Raw genomic sequence first — 15667 nt, 5'->3', positions numbered from 1 at the left:
GACGGCCCCGAGACCGAGTCCCGCCGTCACCAATTGAGTGCGGCTCACCGTTCGCATGGCCCCCGCCCTCCCTCAGAGGATGGATCACGGTGGATGTGCCATACCAGAACGCATCGTATCCAGCCCCTCACGTCAGGGACAGCGCCCTCATGCAAAGGGCGGGCCGTGTTCCGGTATGCACCGGAACACGGCCCGCCGTCAAGCAGCACCGCAGGAAACTCAGCTCTCGCCATCCTCCGAGGTGTCCTCGGCGAGGCCCTTCTCCAGGACCCGGCCCTCGCCCGGGGCGAGCGTGCCGAGAATCCTCTCCAGGTCCTCCATCGAGGCGAACTCGACGACGATCTTGCCCTTTTTCTGGCCGAGATCGACCTTCACCCGCGTCTCGAAACGATCCGAGAGCCGGTGCGCCAGATCGGAGAGCGCGGGGGCGACCCGTGTCCCCGCCCTCGGCCCCTTCGCCTTGGGAGCTGCCTGGGGCTCCGAGGACATCAGGCTGACGATCTCCTCGACCGCCCGCACCGAGAGCCCCTCGGCCACGATGCGGTGGGCGAGCCGGTCCTGCTCCCCGGTGTCGTCCACGGACAGCAGGGCCCGGGCGTGGCCCGCCGAGATGACACCGGCGGCGACCCTGCGCTGCACGGGAGCCGAAAGGCGCAGCAGACGCAGCGTGTTGGAGACCTGCGGCCGGGAGCGGCCGATGCGGTCGGCCAGCTGGTCATGGGTGCACTTGAAGTCCCTGAGCAACTGGTCGTAGGCGGCGGCCTCTTCCAGCGGGTTCAGCTGGGCCCGGTGCAGGTTCTCCAGGAGGGCATCGAGCAGAAGCTTCTCGTCGTCCGTCTCACGGACGATCGCGGGGATCCGCTCCAGCCCTGCCTCCCGGCAGGACCTCCAGCGCCGCTCGCCCATGATGAGCTCGTAGCGCTCGGGGCCGGTCTGGCGGACGACGACGGGCTGGAGGAGCCCGACTTCCTTGATGGAGGTGACCAGCTCGGACAGGGCGTCCTCGTCGAACACCTCGCGCGGCTGCCGCGGGTTGGGCGTGATCGAGTCGATCGGCAGTTCGGCGAAGAACGCGCCGGCCGGACTGATCGGCTCGGGGGCGATCTCCTCCGGCTCCGGTTCCGGCGCCGTTTCACGTGAAACAGAGGCTGCCGGCAGCGTCGCCACCTTCGCGGCCGCCACCCCACGCTCCGCGGTCAGTACCGGCACCGACGAGGGAGACGTGGAAGCCGTCCCCACCGAAGAGCCCGGCTTCTCCTGCGCGGCTGATGGAATCAGCGCCCCGAGCCCACGCCCCAGTCCTCTGCGTCGCTCACTCACTGGATCCCCTCCGACATGCTGTGCTGGTTGTTCTGGCTGACCACATGCGCATGCGTGGGGTCGTACTGCATACCGACACCGCGCAGGGCGATCTCGCGGGCAGCTTCGAGATACGACAGCGAGCCACTGGAGCCCGGGTCGTAGGTGAGAACCGTCTGCCCGTAGCTCGGTGCCTCGGAGATGCGCACCGAGCGCGGAATGCTCGTGCGCAGCACCTCCTTGCCGAAGTGGCTGCGCACCTCGTCGGCCACCTGGGAGGCGAGCCGGGTCCTGCCGTCGTACATGGTGAGCAGGATCGTCGAGACGTGGAGCGTCGGGTTGAGGTGGCCGCGGACGAGATCGACGTTCCTCAGGAGCTGGCCCAGGCCCTCCAGCGCGTAGTACTCGCACTGGATCGGGATCAGGACCTCGGCCCCCGCGACCAGCGCGTTGACCGTCAGCAGACCCAGCGAGGGCGGGCAGTCGATCAGGATGTAGTCCAGCGGCTGCTCGTACGCCTGGATGGCGCGCTGCAACCGGCTCTCCCGGGCCACCAGGGACACGAGTTCGATCTCCGCACCGGCGAGATCGATCGTGGCCGGGGCGCAGAAGAGGCCCTCCACATCAGGGACGGGCTGGACGACTTCGGAGAGCGGCCTGCTCTCGACCAGTACGTCGTAGATCGACGGGACTTCGGCGTGGTGGTCGATACCCAGTGCCGTCGAGGCATTGCCCTGCGGATCGAGGTCGACGACCAGCACCCGGGCACCGTGCAGTGCCAGGGAAGCGGCGAGGTTGACCGTGGTGGTGGTCTTCCCTACACCGCCCTTCTGGTTGGCGACGACCATGATTCTGGTCTGCTCCGGCCGGGGCAGACCCTCGCCGGCCCGGCCGAGGGCTTCCACCGCCAGCTGGGCAGCACGACCGATGGGGGTGTCGTCCATCGGGGGTGGTGTTTCACGTGAAACATCCTCCCCCGCCGATTCGGTACGGGGACCGGGGACCGGATCGGTCATCGGTCCCGCGATGTTGGCGTCGGACCGCAAGGATTCACTCTCCTCGACTTCAGGCTCGCAATGAACAGAGCCTCCCATGTCTTCGGGGTCGTGAACCAGCGAGGCCCGGTCTTCTGTGGATGAATCCACCTCTGTGGACAACTCCGTAGCCCTCGTGGGGGACCCGAGGCCCCCCGCGAACGGCTTGCGGTCGCGCGGCGAGGAAGCCGCACGGCCGCGGCTGATGATTCCATGCAGCAGTGAGCGACGTTTCACGTGAAACACGATGCATCCGCGCTACCGAGAGACCGTTACGACACTCCGAAATGCGTACGTATACGGCCTTCTATGGAGCATTTGTCCATGTAACGCCCGATACGGTGAGCCGAGTTCAGCGGCGACGTCGGGTCCGGCTCGTCCGGGCCGCCTTGGCGCGCTTCGCGGCGAACCGCACACCGCCCGGGCTCTCGCCCACCTCGACCCGTACGACCGTGGAGAGCGGGTCCACCACGCCCTCGCCCACGTGCAGTACCGACGTCTCCACCACACCGAGCTTGCTCAGCGCGGCACGGGCACCGACGATCTCCTCCTCGGCCGTGTCGCCCTTGAGCGCCAGCATCTCGCCGTACGGGCGCAGCAGCGGAACGCCCCAGCCGGCCAGCCGGTCGAGCGGGGCCACCGCGCGGGCGGTCACCACATGGACCGGAGTGACCTTGCCCAGCATCTCCTCGGCACGGCCGCGCACCACGGTGACATGGTCGAGACCGAGCAGCTCCACGACCTCCTGGAGGAAGTTGGTGCGCCGCAGCAACGGTTCGAGGAGAGTGATCTTCAGGTCCGGGCGCACCAGCGCCAGCGGGATGCCGGGCAGCCCCGCACCCGAGCCGACGTCGCAGACCGTGACGCCCTCCGGCACCACCTCGGAGAGCACCGCGCAGTTGAGCAGATGCCGCTCCCACAGGCGCGGTACCTCGCGCGGGCCGATCAGACCTCGCTTGACCCCCGCATCCGCGAGCAGCTCCGCATACCGCACGGCCTCGGGGAAGAACTCCCCGAAAACCTCCCGCGCCTCTTCGGGCGCCTGGGGAAGCTCCGCTGCTGCCTCTGCCTCCGTCACGGGGACCGTCCTTCCCTACCTATGCGTGACCGCACTCCGGCGGCTGACTATCAGGCTGACAAAGATCGGCCCCGCCTGCGAACAGACGGGGCCGACAAAGCAATGACCGCTCAGGCGGGCAGTACGACGACGAAGCGCTGGGGCTCCTCGCCCTCCGACTCGCTGCGCAGTCCCGCGGCCGCGACGGCGTCGTGCACGACCTTGCGCTCGAACGGCGTCATCGGGTCCAGCTTCACCGGCGCACCGGTGCTCTTGACCTCGTCCGCGGCCTTGGCGCCCAGCTCGGCGAGCTCCGTGCGCTTCTTGGCCCGGTAGCCGCCGATGTCCAGCATCAGCCGGCTGCGGTCACCGGTCTCGCGGTGCACGGCGAGGCGCGTGAGCTCCTGGAGAGCCTCAAGCACCTCACCGTCACGGCCGACGAGCTTCTGCAGGTCGCGTCCGCTGTCGCTGATGATCGAGACCGCGGCCCGGTCCGCCTCGACGTCCATGTCGATGTCGCCGTCGAGGTCGGCGATGTCAAGCAGGCCCTCAAGGTAATCGGCGGCGATCTCCCCTTCCTGCTCCAGGCGGGAGAGGGTGTCGACGCCCTCAGCGGCCGGGGAGGTGGTGCCTTCCGTCACGGATGGACTCCTTCTTACTTCTTGGTCGGGTGCTTGGGCCGCTGCTGACCCTTGCGCTGCCCCGACTTGGCTCGTGCCTGACCCGCGGTGGGCTTGCCCTGCTTCGGCTTGGTGTCCTGCTTGGGCTTGGCATCCTGCGGCGCGGCCTGCTTCTCCGCGGGCGCCGCATCCGAGGTCTCGGCGGCGTCCTTGGTCAGCGAGGTCTTCGCGGCCGCGTCGTCCTGCTGGACCGCACCGGCCTGGCGCTGCGCCTTGGTCTGCCGCTTGGGCTGCTGGCGCTTGGGAGCCGCGCCCTCGGCTTCGAGAAGCGCCGTGTCGCTCTTCACCACGGAACCGTCGGCCTGAGCCGCGTAGCCCTGCTTGGAGAGACCGGTGATGAACTTGCGCTCGTTGTCGTTGCGGTCCGGACCCTTGGCCACGATCGCCTGCACGATGGTGCGGCGCTTCTTGCCCCGCACCTCGCCGTGCGCGTTGACGCTCTTGATCAGGCGGTCCAGGTAGTGCTCCTGGGCCTTGGAACCCGGCGTCGGGTTCTGGTTGATGACGTACATCTGCTGGCCCATGGTCCACACGTTGGTGGTCAGCCAGTAGACGAGGACACCGACGGGGAAGTTGATGCCCATCACGGCGAACATGACCGGGAAGACGTACATCAGCATCTTCTGCTGCTGCATGAACGGCGTCTTGACCGTCAGGTCCACGTTCTTCGTCATCAGCTGGCGCTGGGTGAAGAACTGCGAGGCCGACATCATCACGATCATGATCGCGGTGACGACGCGGACATCGGTCAGCGAGGCACCGAGGCTCTCGACCTTGGAGGCGCTGTCCATGAACTTCGCGGCCAGCGGGGCACCGACGATGTGGGCCTTCTGGGCGCTTTCCAGCAGCGGCTGGTTGATGACGCCGATGGTCTTGCCGTTGGCGATGCCGGCGAGCACGTGGTAAAGCGCGAAGAAGAACGGCGACTGCGCGAGGATCGGAAGGCACGAGGAGAGCGGGTTGGTGCCCGTCTCCTTGTACAGCTTCATCATCTCTTCGGACTGACGCTGCTTGTCGCTCTTGTAGCGCTCCTGGATCGCCTTCATCTTCGGCTGGAGCGCCTGCATGTTCCGGGTCGACTTGATCTGCTTCACGAAGAGCGGGATCAGGCAAATACGGATCAGCACCACGAGGGACACGATCGACAGGCCCCAGGCCCAACCCGTGTCCGGCCCGAAGATCGCGCCGTACAACTTGTGGAACTGGACGATGACCCAGGAAACAGGCCAGGTGATAAAGCTGAACAGACTGGCAATCGTGTCCACTAATCAGGCTCCTTGAGCATTGGGCGGGGTCTCTGCGGCCGGGCTTGTCTCGGTCTCAGCGGCGGACTGCCCGCCCTTGTCACCTCGCCAGGCAGCGCGCAGCGCCTCGTGCCACCGAGGTCGCTTGCGCTCCGGCACGTAGTCCACGCCACCGGGCGACCACGGATTGCACCGCAGAATGCGCCAGGCGGTCAGGGCGGTGCCTTTGACGGCACCGTGCCGGTCGATCGCCGTATATCCATAGTGGGAACACGACGGGTAGTACCGGCAGACGGGCCCCAGAAGTGGGCTGATCGTCCACTGGTACAGCTTGATCAGGGCCAGCAGCGGGTACTTCATCGCGCGCCCCCTCCCAGTAGCCGCGCGAGGGCGGCGTCCAGGTCTCGGGCCAGCTGTGCATGGTCTGCATCGCCCGCACCGGGCAATGCCCGTACGACCACCAGGCTACCGGGGGGCAACTGAGGCAGCCGTTCGCGCATGAGGTGGCGAAGCCTGCGCTTCACCAGATTGCGGACGACAGCCACGCCGACGGCCTTGCTGACAACGAAACCCGCACGCGTCGGGGGAGCGCTCTCCCCAGGCGCATGCGGGTCCGTTGTACCGCTGCGTAGATGGACGACGAGGAGCGGGCGACCGGCCCGGCGTCCTCGGCGTACCGCGGTCGCGAAGTCCTCGCGCCGCCTCAGCCGATTCTCGGTAGGCAGCACGTCATGACCTTTTGCTGTTTACGCGGACAGGCTCGCGCGACCCTTGCCACGGCGGTTCGCGAGAATCGCGCGGCCGGCGCGGGTACGCATCCGCAGGCGGAAGCCGTGGGTCTTGGCGCGGCGACGGTTGTTCGGCTGGAAGGTGCGCTTGCTCACTCGGGGGCTCCAGAAATGATTCGTTGGCGGCGGGACATCGCCTGGCTGTCACCGTGCGCCCACGAGTAGCTCGCGTATACGCCCGTGTGCACCGCTTCACGATCACAGATCGTGATCTTTGCCCATCGGAGGCAGGCGGCAGCAGCCATCGACAACTCGACCTGGTTACGGTACGCGCGGCTACGCCATCCGGTCAAACCGGGGGCTCGCCGGGCCCCGGTATGCACAGGCTGTGGACAACAACTTGAACCACGTCAGTGGGCCCGACTACCGTGGCTGAACTCCCAATCTTTTCCCGTTGTGTCCTTGCCTGTCTGTCTGTGCCATCCCATCCCGTCCCGAGAACCACACATTCGTGGGACCTGCGAGAGAGCGTGCCCTGTGGCTGATGTACCTGCCGATCTTGCCGCAGTGTGGCCACGAGTGCTGGAGCATCTCCTCGGGGAGGGGCAGCAGGGCATCGAGCCCAAGGACAAGCAGTGGATCGAGCGCTGCCAGCCGCTCGCGCTGGTGGCCGACACCGCGTTGCTCGCCGTGCCCAACGAGTGGGGCAAGCGCGTCCTGGAGGGCCGGCTCGCCCCGCTGATCAGCGAGACGCTGAGCCGCGAGTGCGGCCGCACCATCCGCATCGCGATCACCGTCGACGACTCGGTGGGCGAGCCCTCCCCGCCCGCCCCGCAGCAGCCCTCCCAGCAGCCGCGCTACCAGGACGACCCCTACGGCAGGCCCTCCGACGACGGCCTGCCGACGGCCCGCCCCGCCTACCCCGGCGAGTACCAGCAGCGCCCCGAGCCCGGCGCCTGGCCGCGCGCCCAGGAGGACCTCTGGCAGCAGCCCCGCCTCGGCGGCTTCCAGGACCGCGACTCCTCGGGCGAGCAGTGGCGCGAGCCCTACGGCGGTGGCCGCCCGCAGCAGCCCCAGCACGACTACCGCTCGCCCCCGCCGCCCGAGCGCGGCCAGTACGACCAGGACCACAACCCGTACGACCAGGGCCGGGGCTCCTACGAGCAGCCCAAGCCGCAGCCGTACGAGCAGCAGCGGCACGAGCAGCGCTCCGAGCGGCGTGAGCTGCCGGACGGGCAGCCCCCGCAGCGCGGCGGCTCCGGCCACCTCGCGCCGTCGCCGTCCGGCCAGGCGCCCGCGCAGGGCGGTCCCGGCGAGCCGCACGCGCGGCTGAACCCGAAGTACCTCTTCGACACCTTCGTCATCGGCTCGTCGAACCGGTTCGCGCACGCCGCGGCCGTCGCGGTCGCCGAGGCGCCGGCCAAGGCGTACAACCCCCTCTTCATCTATGGGGAGTCGGGCCTCGGCAAGACGCACCTGCTGCACGCGATCGGGCACTACGCGCGCAGCCTCTATCCCGGCACGCGGGTGCGGTACGTGAGCTCCGAGGAGTTCACCAACGAGTTCATCAACTCGATCCGCGACGGCAAGGGCGACACCTTTCGCAAGCGGTACCGCGATGTCGACATCCTTCTGGTGGACGACATCCAGTTCCTGGCGAGCAAGGAGTCGACGCAGGAGGAGTTCTTCCACACCTTCAACACGCTGCACAACGCCAACAAGCAGATCGTGCTGTCCTCGGACCGGCCGCCCAAGCAGCTGATGACCCTGGAGGACCGGCTGCGCAACCGCTTCGAGTGGGGCCTGACCACCGATGTGCAGCCGCCCGAGCTGGAGACGCGCATCGCGATCCTCCGCAAGAAGGCGGTGCAGGAGCAGCTCAACGCCCCGCCGGAGGTGCTGGAGTTCATCGCGTCCCGGATCTCGCGGAACATCCGTGAGCTGGAGGGCGCGCTGATCCGGGTCACCGCGTTCGCCTCGCTGAACCGGCAGCCCGTCGACCTGGGGCTCACCGAGATCGTCCTCAAGGACCTGATCCCCGGCGGTGAGGACGCGGCCCCGGAGATCACCGCGAGCGCCATCATGGCGGCGACCGCCGACTACTTCGGTCTGACGGTGGAGGACCTCTGCGGATCCTCGCGCAGCCGCGTCCTGGTGACGGCCCGCCAGATCGCGATGTATCTGTGCCGGGAACTCACCGATCTCTCGCTGCCCAAGATCGGGGCGCAGTTCGGCGGCCGCGACCACACGACGGTGATGCACGCCGACCGCAAGATCCGCGCCCTGATGGCGGAGCGCCGCTCCATCTACAACCAGGTCACCGAACTCACGAACCGCATCAAGAACGGCTGACGCGGCCGGCACGGCCACCCCTCAAGGGCGCCCGGGGATCGATTCTCCGGGCGCCCTTCGGCGTTCCCGGGCCCCGCTCGGGGCTTGTGGGGAACCTCCTGAGGCCGCCGGAACGGCTCGGAGAGGGCTCCGCGGGGCCCCGGAATCCGCGCGTACGACGGCCAGGGGAGCGTGCGTACGACGTCCACGACGACTCCGGTGTTCGAATACCGGCTGGTCAGAGGGGGTTCTCCACAGATCTGGGGACTTTCTTCCGTCCACACCCTGGGGACCGCGAAGTTGTCCAGATTGCTTCCACAGGCTCGGCGGCTGATACTCCATCACCCCAGGTCAACAGCCTGTGGATTTGTGGGCATCGCTGCTCCACAGCTTGTGGACGAATCCTCTGTCCACAGCCTGTGCATTGAGTTGTCCACCGGCGGCCCACAGCTCTTGATCGGTTGTCCCCAGCTTCTCCACAGCCCTGTCCACTGTTCGGCAACGAAACGCCCGGGGTCACCGGGGCGAGTGAAAGCCGTCACACGAAGGAGACGGGTTGGGCTGTGGGGAACCGGGGTAAAGCTGGGGACAGGGCTGGGGAGAACTACCCCTGTCCTGTGCACGGGATGTGCAGAACTTTCGGGCGTCCACAGAAACCCCGAGTTGTCCACCGGTGCCGCCCACAGGGGCAGTGGACAAAAAAGCGGGCTTGACCTGCGCAAACAGGGTTATCCACGGTTTCCACAGGCCCTACTACTACTCCCACTTAGAGTTAGCTGGGAATCCGTTTGGAAGTGGGGCCTGTGCACAACTGGCCGCCGGAGCTCCGGACGCCGCTCGACGCGACTTGACCCCGACGCGCACCGACTGTCAGCGGCGTACGTCAGACTGGTCCCCGGCGATACAGCCGACGACGAAAGCCAGCAGGGCGAGCCAGCAACAGCAGGAGGCGGTTCCGGTGAAGATCCGGGTGGAGCGCGATGTACTCGCGGAGGCGGTGGCCTGGGTGGCCCGCAGCCTCCCGGCCCGTCCGCCCGCGCCCGTACTCGCGGGCCTTCTTCTGAAGGCGGAGGACGGCGCGCTCAGCTTCTCCAGCTTCGACTACGAGGTCTCGGCGCGGGTCTCGGTCGACGCCGAGGTCGACGAGGACGGCACGGTGCTCGTCTCCGGCCGTCTGCTCGCCGACATCTGCCGCGCCCTGCCCAACCGGCCGGTGGAGATCTCCACAGACGGTGTACGGGCGACCGTGGTCTGCGGCTCCTCCCGCTTCACCCTCCACACCCTTCCGGTGGAGGAGTACCCGGCGCTGCCGCAGATGCCGACCGCCACGGGCACCGTTCCCGGTGAGGTCTTCGCCTCCGCCGCCGCCCAGGTGGCCATCGCGGCCGGCCGGGACGACACCCTGCCGGTGCTCACCGGTGTGCGCATCGAGATCGAGGGCGACACGGTCACCCTCGCCTCCACCGACCGCTACCGCTTCGCGGTCCGCGAGTTCCTGTGGAAGCCGGAGAACCCGGACGCCTCAGCGGTCGCCCTGGTCCCCGCCAAGACGCTCCTGGACACCGCCAAGGCGCTCACGAGCGGCGACACGGTCACGCTGGCGCTCTCGGGCTCCGGCGCCGGTGAGGGTCTGATCGGTTTCGAAGGCGCCGGCCGCCGCACGACCACACGTCTTCTCGAAGGCGACCTGCCGAAGTACCGGACTCTTTTCCCCACCGAGTTCAACTCGGTCGCGGTGATCGAGACCGCGCCGTTCGTCGAGGCCGTCAAGCGCGTGGCCCTGGTGGCCGAGCGCAACACCCCGGTGCGGCTCAGCTTCGAGCAGGGCGTCCTCATCCTGGAGGCCGGTTCCAGCGACGACGCACAGGCTGTGGAAAGGGTCGACGCCAACCTGGAGGGCGACGACATCTCGATCGCCTTCAACCCGACCTTCCTGCTCGACGGCCTGAGCGCCATCGACTCGCCGGTCGCCCAGCTCGCCTTCACCACCTCGACCAAGCCGGCCCTGCTGAGCGGCAAGCCCGCCCTGGACGCCGAGGCGGACGACGCGTACAAGTACCTGATCATGCCGGTGCGCCTGTCCGGCTGAGTGGCTTGAGGACGTGCGTCCCGGGCACCCGGGGCGTACGTCTGAGCGGCTGACCCCGCAGGTGTGTACCAGGGTCCCGGCGTAGGCTCGGACGTGGGTACGAAACGCCACAACGTCAAAGGATCATGTGATGGAGCTCGGTCTCGTCGGCCTCGGCAAGATGGGCGGCAACATGCGCGAGCGCATCCGCCGCGCAGGCCACACCGTCATCGGTTACGACCGCAACCCGGACGTCGCTGATGTCCACAGCCTCAAGGAGCTTGTGGACAGTCTCAAGGGACCGCGCGTGGTGTGGGTGATGGTCCCCGCCGGCGCCGCGACGCAGTCCACGATCGATGAACTCGGCGAGCTCCTGTCCCCCGGCGATGTCGTCGTGGACGGCGGCAACTCCCGCTGGACGGACGACGAGAAGCACGCCGTCGAGCTGGGCATCAAGGACATCGGCTTCGTCGACTGCGGTGTCTCCGGCGGCGTCTGGGGCCTGGAGAACGGCTACGCGCTGATGTACGGCGGCACCGCCGAGAACATCGCGAAGGTCCAGCCGGTCTTCGACGCGCTGAAGCCCGAGGGCGACTTCGGCGCGGTGCACGCGGGCAAGGTCGGCGCCGGCCACTTCTCGAAGATGGTCCACAACGGCATCGAGTACGCCATGATGCAGGCCTACGCCGAGGGCTGGGAGCTCCTGGAGAAGGTCGACTCCGTCACCGACGTCCGTGAGGTGTTCCGCAGCTGGCAGGAGGGCACGGTCATCCGTTCCTGGCTGCTCGACCTCGCGGTCAACGCCCTGGACGACGACGAGCACCTCGACAAGCTCAAGGGCTTCGCGCAGGACTCCGGCGAGGGCCGGTGGACGGTGGAGGCAGCCATCGACAACGCCGTGCCGCTGCCCGCCATCACCGCGTCGCTGTTCGCCCGTTTCGCGTCCCGTCAGGACGACTCCCCGCAGATGAAGATGATCGCCGCGCTGCGCAACCAGTTCGGCGGCCACGCGGTCGAGTCCAAGTAGCCGCACCGAGCAGTAGGTAAGCCGGGGGAGGTCGGCGACACCATGCACGTCACCCATCTCTCGCTGGCCGACTTCCGCTCGTACGCCCGGGTCGAGGTTCCGCTCGACCCGGGCGTCACCGCTTTCGTGGGCGCCAACGGCCAGGGCAAGACCAATCTGGTCGAGGCCGTCGGCTATCTCGCCTCGCTCGGCAGCCACCGGGTCTCCTCGGACGCGCCGCTGGTGCGGATGGGCGCCGAGCGGGCCGTGATCCGCGCGGCCGTGACCCAGGGCGAGCGCTCCCAGCTGATCGAGCTCGAACTGAACCCGGGCCGCGCCAACCGGGCCCGTATCAACAGGTCCTCGCAGGTCAGACCCCGTGATGTGCTGGGGATTGTGCGGACCGTCCTGTTCGCCCCCGAGGATCTGGCGCTGGTCAAGGGCGACCCGGGCGAGCGGCGCCGCTTCCTCGACGAGCTGATCACCGCACGCTCGCCCCGGATGGCGGCCGTACGGTCCGACTACGAGCGCGTCCTCAAGCAGCGCAACACCCTCCTGAAGTCGGCCGCGATGGCCCGTCGGCACGGCGGCCGTGGCATGGACCTGTCCACGCTCGACGTCTGGGACCAGCACCTCGCCCAGGCCGGCGCCGAGCTGCTCGCCCAGCGCCTCGACCTGATCGCCGCGCTCCAGCCACTGGCCGACAAGGCGTACGAGCAACTGGCGCCGGGCGGCGGCCCGTTGGCCCTGGAGTACAAGCCGTCCGCGCCCGGCACCGGGCACACCCGCGAGGAGCTGTACGAACAGCTCATCGCGGCCTTCGCGGAGGTGCGCAAGCAGGAGATCGAGCGCGGGGTGACGCTGGCCGGGCCGCACCGCGATGACCTGCTGCTGCGCCTGGGCGACCTGCCGGCCAAGGGCTACGCGAGCCACGGCGAGTCCTGGTCGTACGCGCTGTCGCTGCGGCTCGCCTCGTACGACCTGCTGCGCGCCGAGGGCAACGAGCCGGTCCTGGTGCTCGACGACGTGTTCGCCGAGCTGGACGCCAAGCGGCGCGACCGCCTCGCGGAACTGGTCGCTCCGGGTGAGCAGGTCCTGGTGACGGCCGCGGTGGACGACGACGTGCCGGGGATCCTCGCGGGCGCCCGGTACGAGGTCGCGGCGGGCGAGGTGGCACGGGTATGAGCGAGGCATCGTCGGGCGCCGAGCAGCCGAAGGTGCCGGAGGCGTCCGGCATCGACCTGGCGCGGGTCGCGCTGCGCGCGGCCCGGGAGCAGGCCAGGGCGCGCGGCGAGGCCGCACAGCAGCGGCACCAGGCGCGCCGGGGCGGCGGGCTGCGGTCCGGCGCGCGTGCGGACGGGCGCGATCCGCTGCCGCTCGGCGCCGCCATCAACCGGCTGATCAGCGAGAGCGGCTGGGAGACGCCGACGGCGGTGGCCGGGGTGCTCGGCCGCTGGCCGGAGATCGTCGGCGAGGAGCTCGCCAACCACACGGTTCCGGGTCCGTACGACAAGGAGGACAAGGTCCTCGTCGTGCGCTGCGACTCGACGTCCTGGGCGACCCAGCTGCGGCTGCTCGCGCCCCAGCTGGTCGCGCGCATCAACGCCGATCTCGGCCATGGCACGGTCCGGCTGATCAAGGTCTACGGCCCGAGCGGACCGCCCCAGCGCTACGGCAGGCTGCGCGCCCCCGGGAGCACCGGGCCCGGCGACACCTACGGCTGAGCCGGCCGCCGGGCCGAGGCCCGCCTGCCCGCCTCCGCGTGGGCCCGGCACGTACCCCCTGTGACGTGCGAAAACGAGGCTCCAGAGGGCTCCGGTGACGGGTGTGCGGCATGAGGTGTCCCTCACCGTAGTCGGAGGTTGACAGGCCGAAGCGCTGAATGCCCGTGTGAGGCTCTTGGGGCCCCTCCCCGGATATGGGGAGTCGGAAGGCGCCCGCCCAGGGCGGCACATGCGGACTCAGGTACCGGCAAACCCCCATTCATGTCGGCGCTACCGGTAGACTGGTCAATAATCCCGCCGTCCTCGCGGGACCCACCGAAAGACGCGGCCGGACGCTTGCCCTGGGGCAGCGCCCGGCGCCGACCATCGCTGAACGACGCAGCCGCCCTTGGCCTGTACAGGGGAAGGCTTGTGCTGTGCCAGAAAGGGCGCTTCGTGGCCGATTCCGGCAACCCCAACGAGAACACCCCGTCCACTGCCGTCGGCGAGAACGGCGAGGTCACCGCCTCGTACGACGCCAGCGCGATTACCGTCCTCGAAGGTCTGGACGCGGTCCGCAAGCGCCCCGGCATGTACATCGGCTCGACCGGTGAGCGTGGTCTTCATCACCTCGTGTACGAGGTGGTCGACAACTCCGTCGACGAGGCTCTGGCCGGACACGCGGACACGATCGACGTCACCATCCTCGCGGACGGCGGCGTACGAGTGATCGACAACGGCCGTGGCATTCCCGTGGGCATCATCCCCTCCGAGGGCAAGCCCGCCGTCGAGGTCGTCCTCACCGTCCTGCACGCGGGCGGCAAGTTCGGCGGCGGCGGTTACGCCGTCTCCGGCGGTCTGCACGGTGTCGGTGTGTCCGTCGTGAACGCCCTGTCCTACAAGGTCGCGGTCGAGGTCCGGACGGAGGGCTACCGCTGGACCCAGGACTACAAGCTCGGTGTCCCGACGGCCCCCCTCGCCAAGAACGAAGCCGTGGAGGAGACCGGCACGTCGGTCACCTTCTGGGCCGACGGCGACATCTTCGAGACCACCGAGTACTCCTTCGAGACGCTGTCGCGGCGCTTCCAGGAGATGGCCTTCCTCAACAAGGGCCTGACTCTGACGCTCACCGACGAGCGCGAGTCGGCCAAGGCGGTCTCGGGCGCGGACTCCGCGGAGGAGGGCGAGGAGCAGCAGCCCCTCTCGGTGACGTACTACTACGAGGGCGGCATCGTCGACTTCGTGAAGTACCTCAACTCGCGCAAGGGCGAGCTGATCCACCCCACCGTGATCGACATCGAGGCCGAGGACAAGGAGCGACTCCTCTCGGCCGAGATCGCGATGCAGTGGAACTCTCAGTACAGCGAGGGCGTTTACTCCTTTGCGAACACCATCCACACGCATGAGGGGGGTACGCATGAGGAGGGATTCCGCGCCGCGCTCACGGGCCTGGTCAACCGGTACGCCCGGGACAAGAAGCTGCTGCGCGAGAAGGACGACAACCTCTCGGGCGAGGATATCCGCGAGGGTCTGACGGCGATCATCTCCGTCAAGCTGGGCGAGCCGCAGTTCGAGGGTCAGACCAAGACCAAGCTGGGCAACACCGAGGCGAAGACGTTCGTCCAGAAGGTGGTGCACGAGCACCTCACCGACTGGTTCGACCGCAACCCCGTCGAGGCCGCGGACATCATCCGCAAGTCCATCCAGGCGCAGACGGCCCGCGTCGCCGCCCGCAAGGCGCGCGACCTGACGCGTCGCAAGGGCCTGCTTGAGTCGGCGTCGCTGCCCGGCAAGCTCTCGGACTGCCAGTCCAACGACCCCACCAAGTGCGAGATCTTCATCGTCGAGGGTGACTCCGCCGGTGGTTCGGCGAAGTCCGGCCGCAACCCGATGTACCAGGCGATCCTGCCCATCCGAGGCAAGATCCTGAACGTCGAGAAGGCGCGGATCGACAAGATCCTCCAGAACACCGAGGTCCAGGCGCTGATCTCGGCGTTCGGTACCGGGGTCCACGAGGACTTCGACATCGAGAAGCTCCGCTATCACAAGATCATCCTGATGGCGGACGCCGACGTCGACGGCCAGCACATCAACACCCTGCTGCTGACCTTCCTGTTCCGCTTCATGCGGCCGCTGGTCGAGGCCGGGCACGTGTACCTGTCGCGTCCCCCGCTCTACAAGATCAAGTGGGGCCGGGACGACTTCGAGTACGCGTACTCGGACCGTGAGCGCGACGCGCTCGTGGAGCTCGGCAAGCAGAACGGCAAGCGGATCCGCGAGGACTCGATCCAGCGCTTCAAGGGTCTGGGCGAGATGAACGCCGAGGAGCTGCGCATCACGACCATGGACGTCGAGCACCGCGTGCTCGGCCAGGTCACCCTGGACGACGCGGCCCAGGCCGACGACCTGTTCTCGGTGCTGATGGGTGAGGACGTCGAGGCCCGGCGCTCCTTCATCCAGCGCAACGCGCGGGACGTCCGCTTCCTCGACATCTGACTCGGTCTGTCGCTGACCGCT

The 15667-nt window shown here is 68.4% G+C and carries 14 protein-coding genes; 6 read left to right on the top strand and 8 right to left on the bottom strand.

Going from position 1 to position 15667, the window contains the following annotated elements:
• Window positions 1-219 precede the first annotated feature (219 nt).
• From CG740_RS15020 to rpmH, 8 genes are all read right to left on the bottom strand, one after another.
• Complete coding sequence (locus tag CG740_RS15020; protein ID WP_100575623.1) at window positions 220-1320, bottom strand: ParB/RepB/Spo0J family partition protein; 1101 nt, start codon at window positions 1318-1320, stop codon at window positions 220-222.
• Window positions 1317-2393: a ParA family protein gene (locus CG740_RS15015; RefSeq protein ID WP_100575622.1), complete on the bottom strand. Its 1077-nt coding sequence runs from the start codon at window positions 2391-2393 to the stop codon at window positions 1317-1319. Before CG740_RS15015 ends, CG740_RS15020 begins: the two co-directional genes overlap by 4 nt.
• A gap of 292 nt (window positions 2394-2685) precedes the next feature.
• On the bottom strand, window positions 2686-3411 hold the full coding sequence (rsmG, locus tag CG740_RS15010; RefSeq protein ID WP_100575621.1) for a 16S rRNA (guanine(527)-N(7))-methyltransferase RsmG: 726 nt from the start codon (window positions 3409-3411) through the stop codon (window positions 2686-2688).
• Between the two features lie 110 nt (window positions 3412-3521).
• On the bottom strand, window positions 3522-4031 hold the full coding sequence (locus tag CG740_RS15005) for a Jag family protein (RefSeq protein WP_100575620.1): 510 nt from the start codon (window positions 4029-4031) through the stop codon (window positions 3522-3524).
• A gap of 14 nt (window positions 4032-4045) precedes the next feature.
• Window positions 4046-5335, bottom strand: a complete 1290-nt coding sequence (gene yidC, locus CG740_RS15000) for a membrane protein insertase YidC (RefSeq protein ID WP_100575619.1) — start codon at window positions 5333-5335, stop codon at window positions 4046-4048.
• Between the two features lie 3 nt (window positions 5336-5338).
• Window positions 5339-5674, bottom strand: a complete 336-nt coding sequence (gene yidD / locus CG740_RS14995) for a membrane protein insertion efficiency factor YidD (protein ID WP_078966182.1) — start codon at window positions 5672-5674, stop codon at window positions 5339-5341.
• Window positions 5671-6042, bottom strand: a complete 372-nt coding sequence (rnpA, locus tag CG740_RS14990; RefSeq protein ID WP_100575618.1) for a ribonuclease P protein component — start codon at window positions 6040-6042, stop codon at window positions 5671-5673. Before rnpA ends, yidD begins: the two co-directional genes overlap by 4 nt.
• 18 nt (window positions 6043-6060) lie before the next feature.
• A complete protein-coding gene (gene rpmH / locus CG740_RS14985; protein WP_006381191.1) occupies window positions 6061-6198 on the bottom strand; it encodes a 50S ribosomal protein L34 in 138 nt (45 codons plus the stop codon).
• Window positions 6199-6579: 381 nt separating this feature from the next.
• Here rpmH and dnaA point away from each other — a divergent pair, with 381 nt between their 5' ends.
• From dnaA to gyrB, 6 genes are all read left to right on the top strand, one after another.
• Window positions 6580-8394 (top strand): chromosomal replication initiator protein DnaA, encoded by a 1815-nt coding sequence (gene dnaA, locus CG740_RS14980; protein WP_100575617.1) that lies wholly within the window; start codon window positions 6580-6582, stop codon window positions 8392-8394.
• Window positions 8395-9331: 937 nt separating this feature from the next.
• Window positions 9332-10462 carry a DNA polymerase III subunit beta gene (gene dnaN, locus CG740_RS14970; RefSeq protein ID WP_100575616.1) on the top strand — a complete coding sequence of 377 codons (1131 nt, stop codon included), beginning with the start codon at window positions 9332-9334 and terminating at the stop codon, window positions 10460-10462.
• A gap of 130 nt (window positions 10463-10592) precedes the next feature.
• Window positions 10593-11468 (top strand): phosphogluconate dehydrogenase (NAD(+)-dependent, decarboxylating), encoded by an 876-nt coding sequence (gene gnd / locus CG740_RS14965; protein ID WP_100575615.1) that lies wholly within the window; start codon window positions 10593-10595, stop codon window positions 11466-11468.
• Between the two features lie 42 nt (window positions 11469-11510).
• Window positions 11511-12632, top strand: coding sequence for a DNA replication/repair protein RecF (gene recF, locus CG740_RS14960; RefSeq protein ID WP_100575614.1), 1122 nt, complete (start codon window positions 11511-11513; stop codon window positions 12630-12632).
• Window positions 12629-13171 (top strand): DUF721 domain-containing protein, encoded by a 543-nt coding sequence (locus tag CG740_RS14955; protein WP_100575613.1) that lies wholly within the window; start codon window positions 12629-12631, stop codon window positions 13169-13171. Before recF ends, CG740_RS14955 begins: the two co-directional genes overlap by 4 nt.
• Before the next feature lie 411 nt (window positions 13172-13582).
• Window positions 13583-15646 (top strand): DNA topoisomerase (ATP-hydrolyzing) subunit B, encoded by a 2064-nt coding sequence (gyrB, locus tag CG740_RS14950; protein ID WP_100575612.1) that lies wholly within the window; start codon window positions 13583-13585, stop codon window positions 15644-15646.
• The last annotated feature ends 21 nt before the right edge of the window (window positions 15647-15667 follow it).

The sequence above is a fragment of the Streptomyces sp. CB01201 genome, assembly GCF_002803085.1.
GTDB classification, from domain to species: domain Bacteria; phylum Actinomycetota; class Actinomycetes; order Streptomycetales; family Streptomycetaceae; genus Streptomyces; species Streptomyces hundungensis.
Note: the sequence above shows the minus strand (reverse complement) of the source record. Positions and strands in the feature narration are given on the sequence as shown.

Bases quoted from the DNA above. Each gene is read 5' to 3' on its own strand.
- recF (WP_100575614.1), top strand. From the start codon at position 11,511: ATGCACGTCACCCATCTCTCGCTGGCCGACTTCCGCTCGTACGCCCGG.
- gnd (WP_100575615.1), top strand. From the start codon at position 10,593: ATGGAGCTCGGTCTCGTCGGCCTCGGCAAGATGGGCGGCAACATGCGC.
- CG740_RS14955 (WP_100575613.1), top strand. From the start codon at position 12,629: ATGAGCGAGGCATCGTCGGGCGCCGAGCAGCCGAAGGTGCCGGAGGCG.
- yidD (WP_078966182.1), bottom strand. From the start codon at position 5,674: ATGAAGTACCCGCTGCTGGCCCTGATCAAGCTGTACCAGTGGACGATC.
- CG740_RS15015 (WP_100575622.1), bottom strand. From the start codon at position 2,393: ATGGGAGGCTCTGTTCATTGCGAGCCTGAAGTCGAGGAGAGTGAATCC.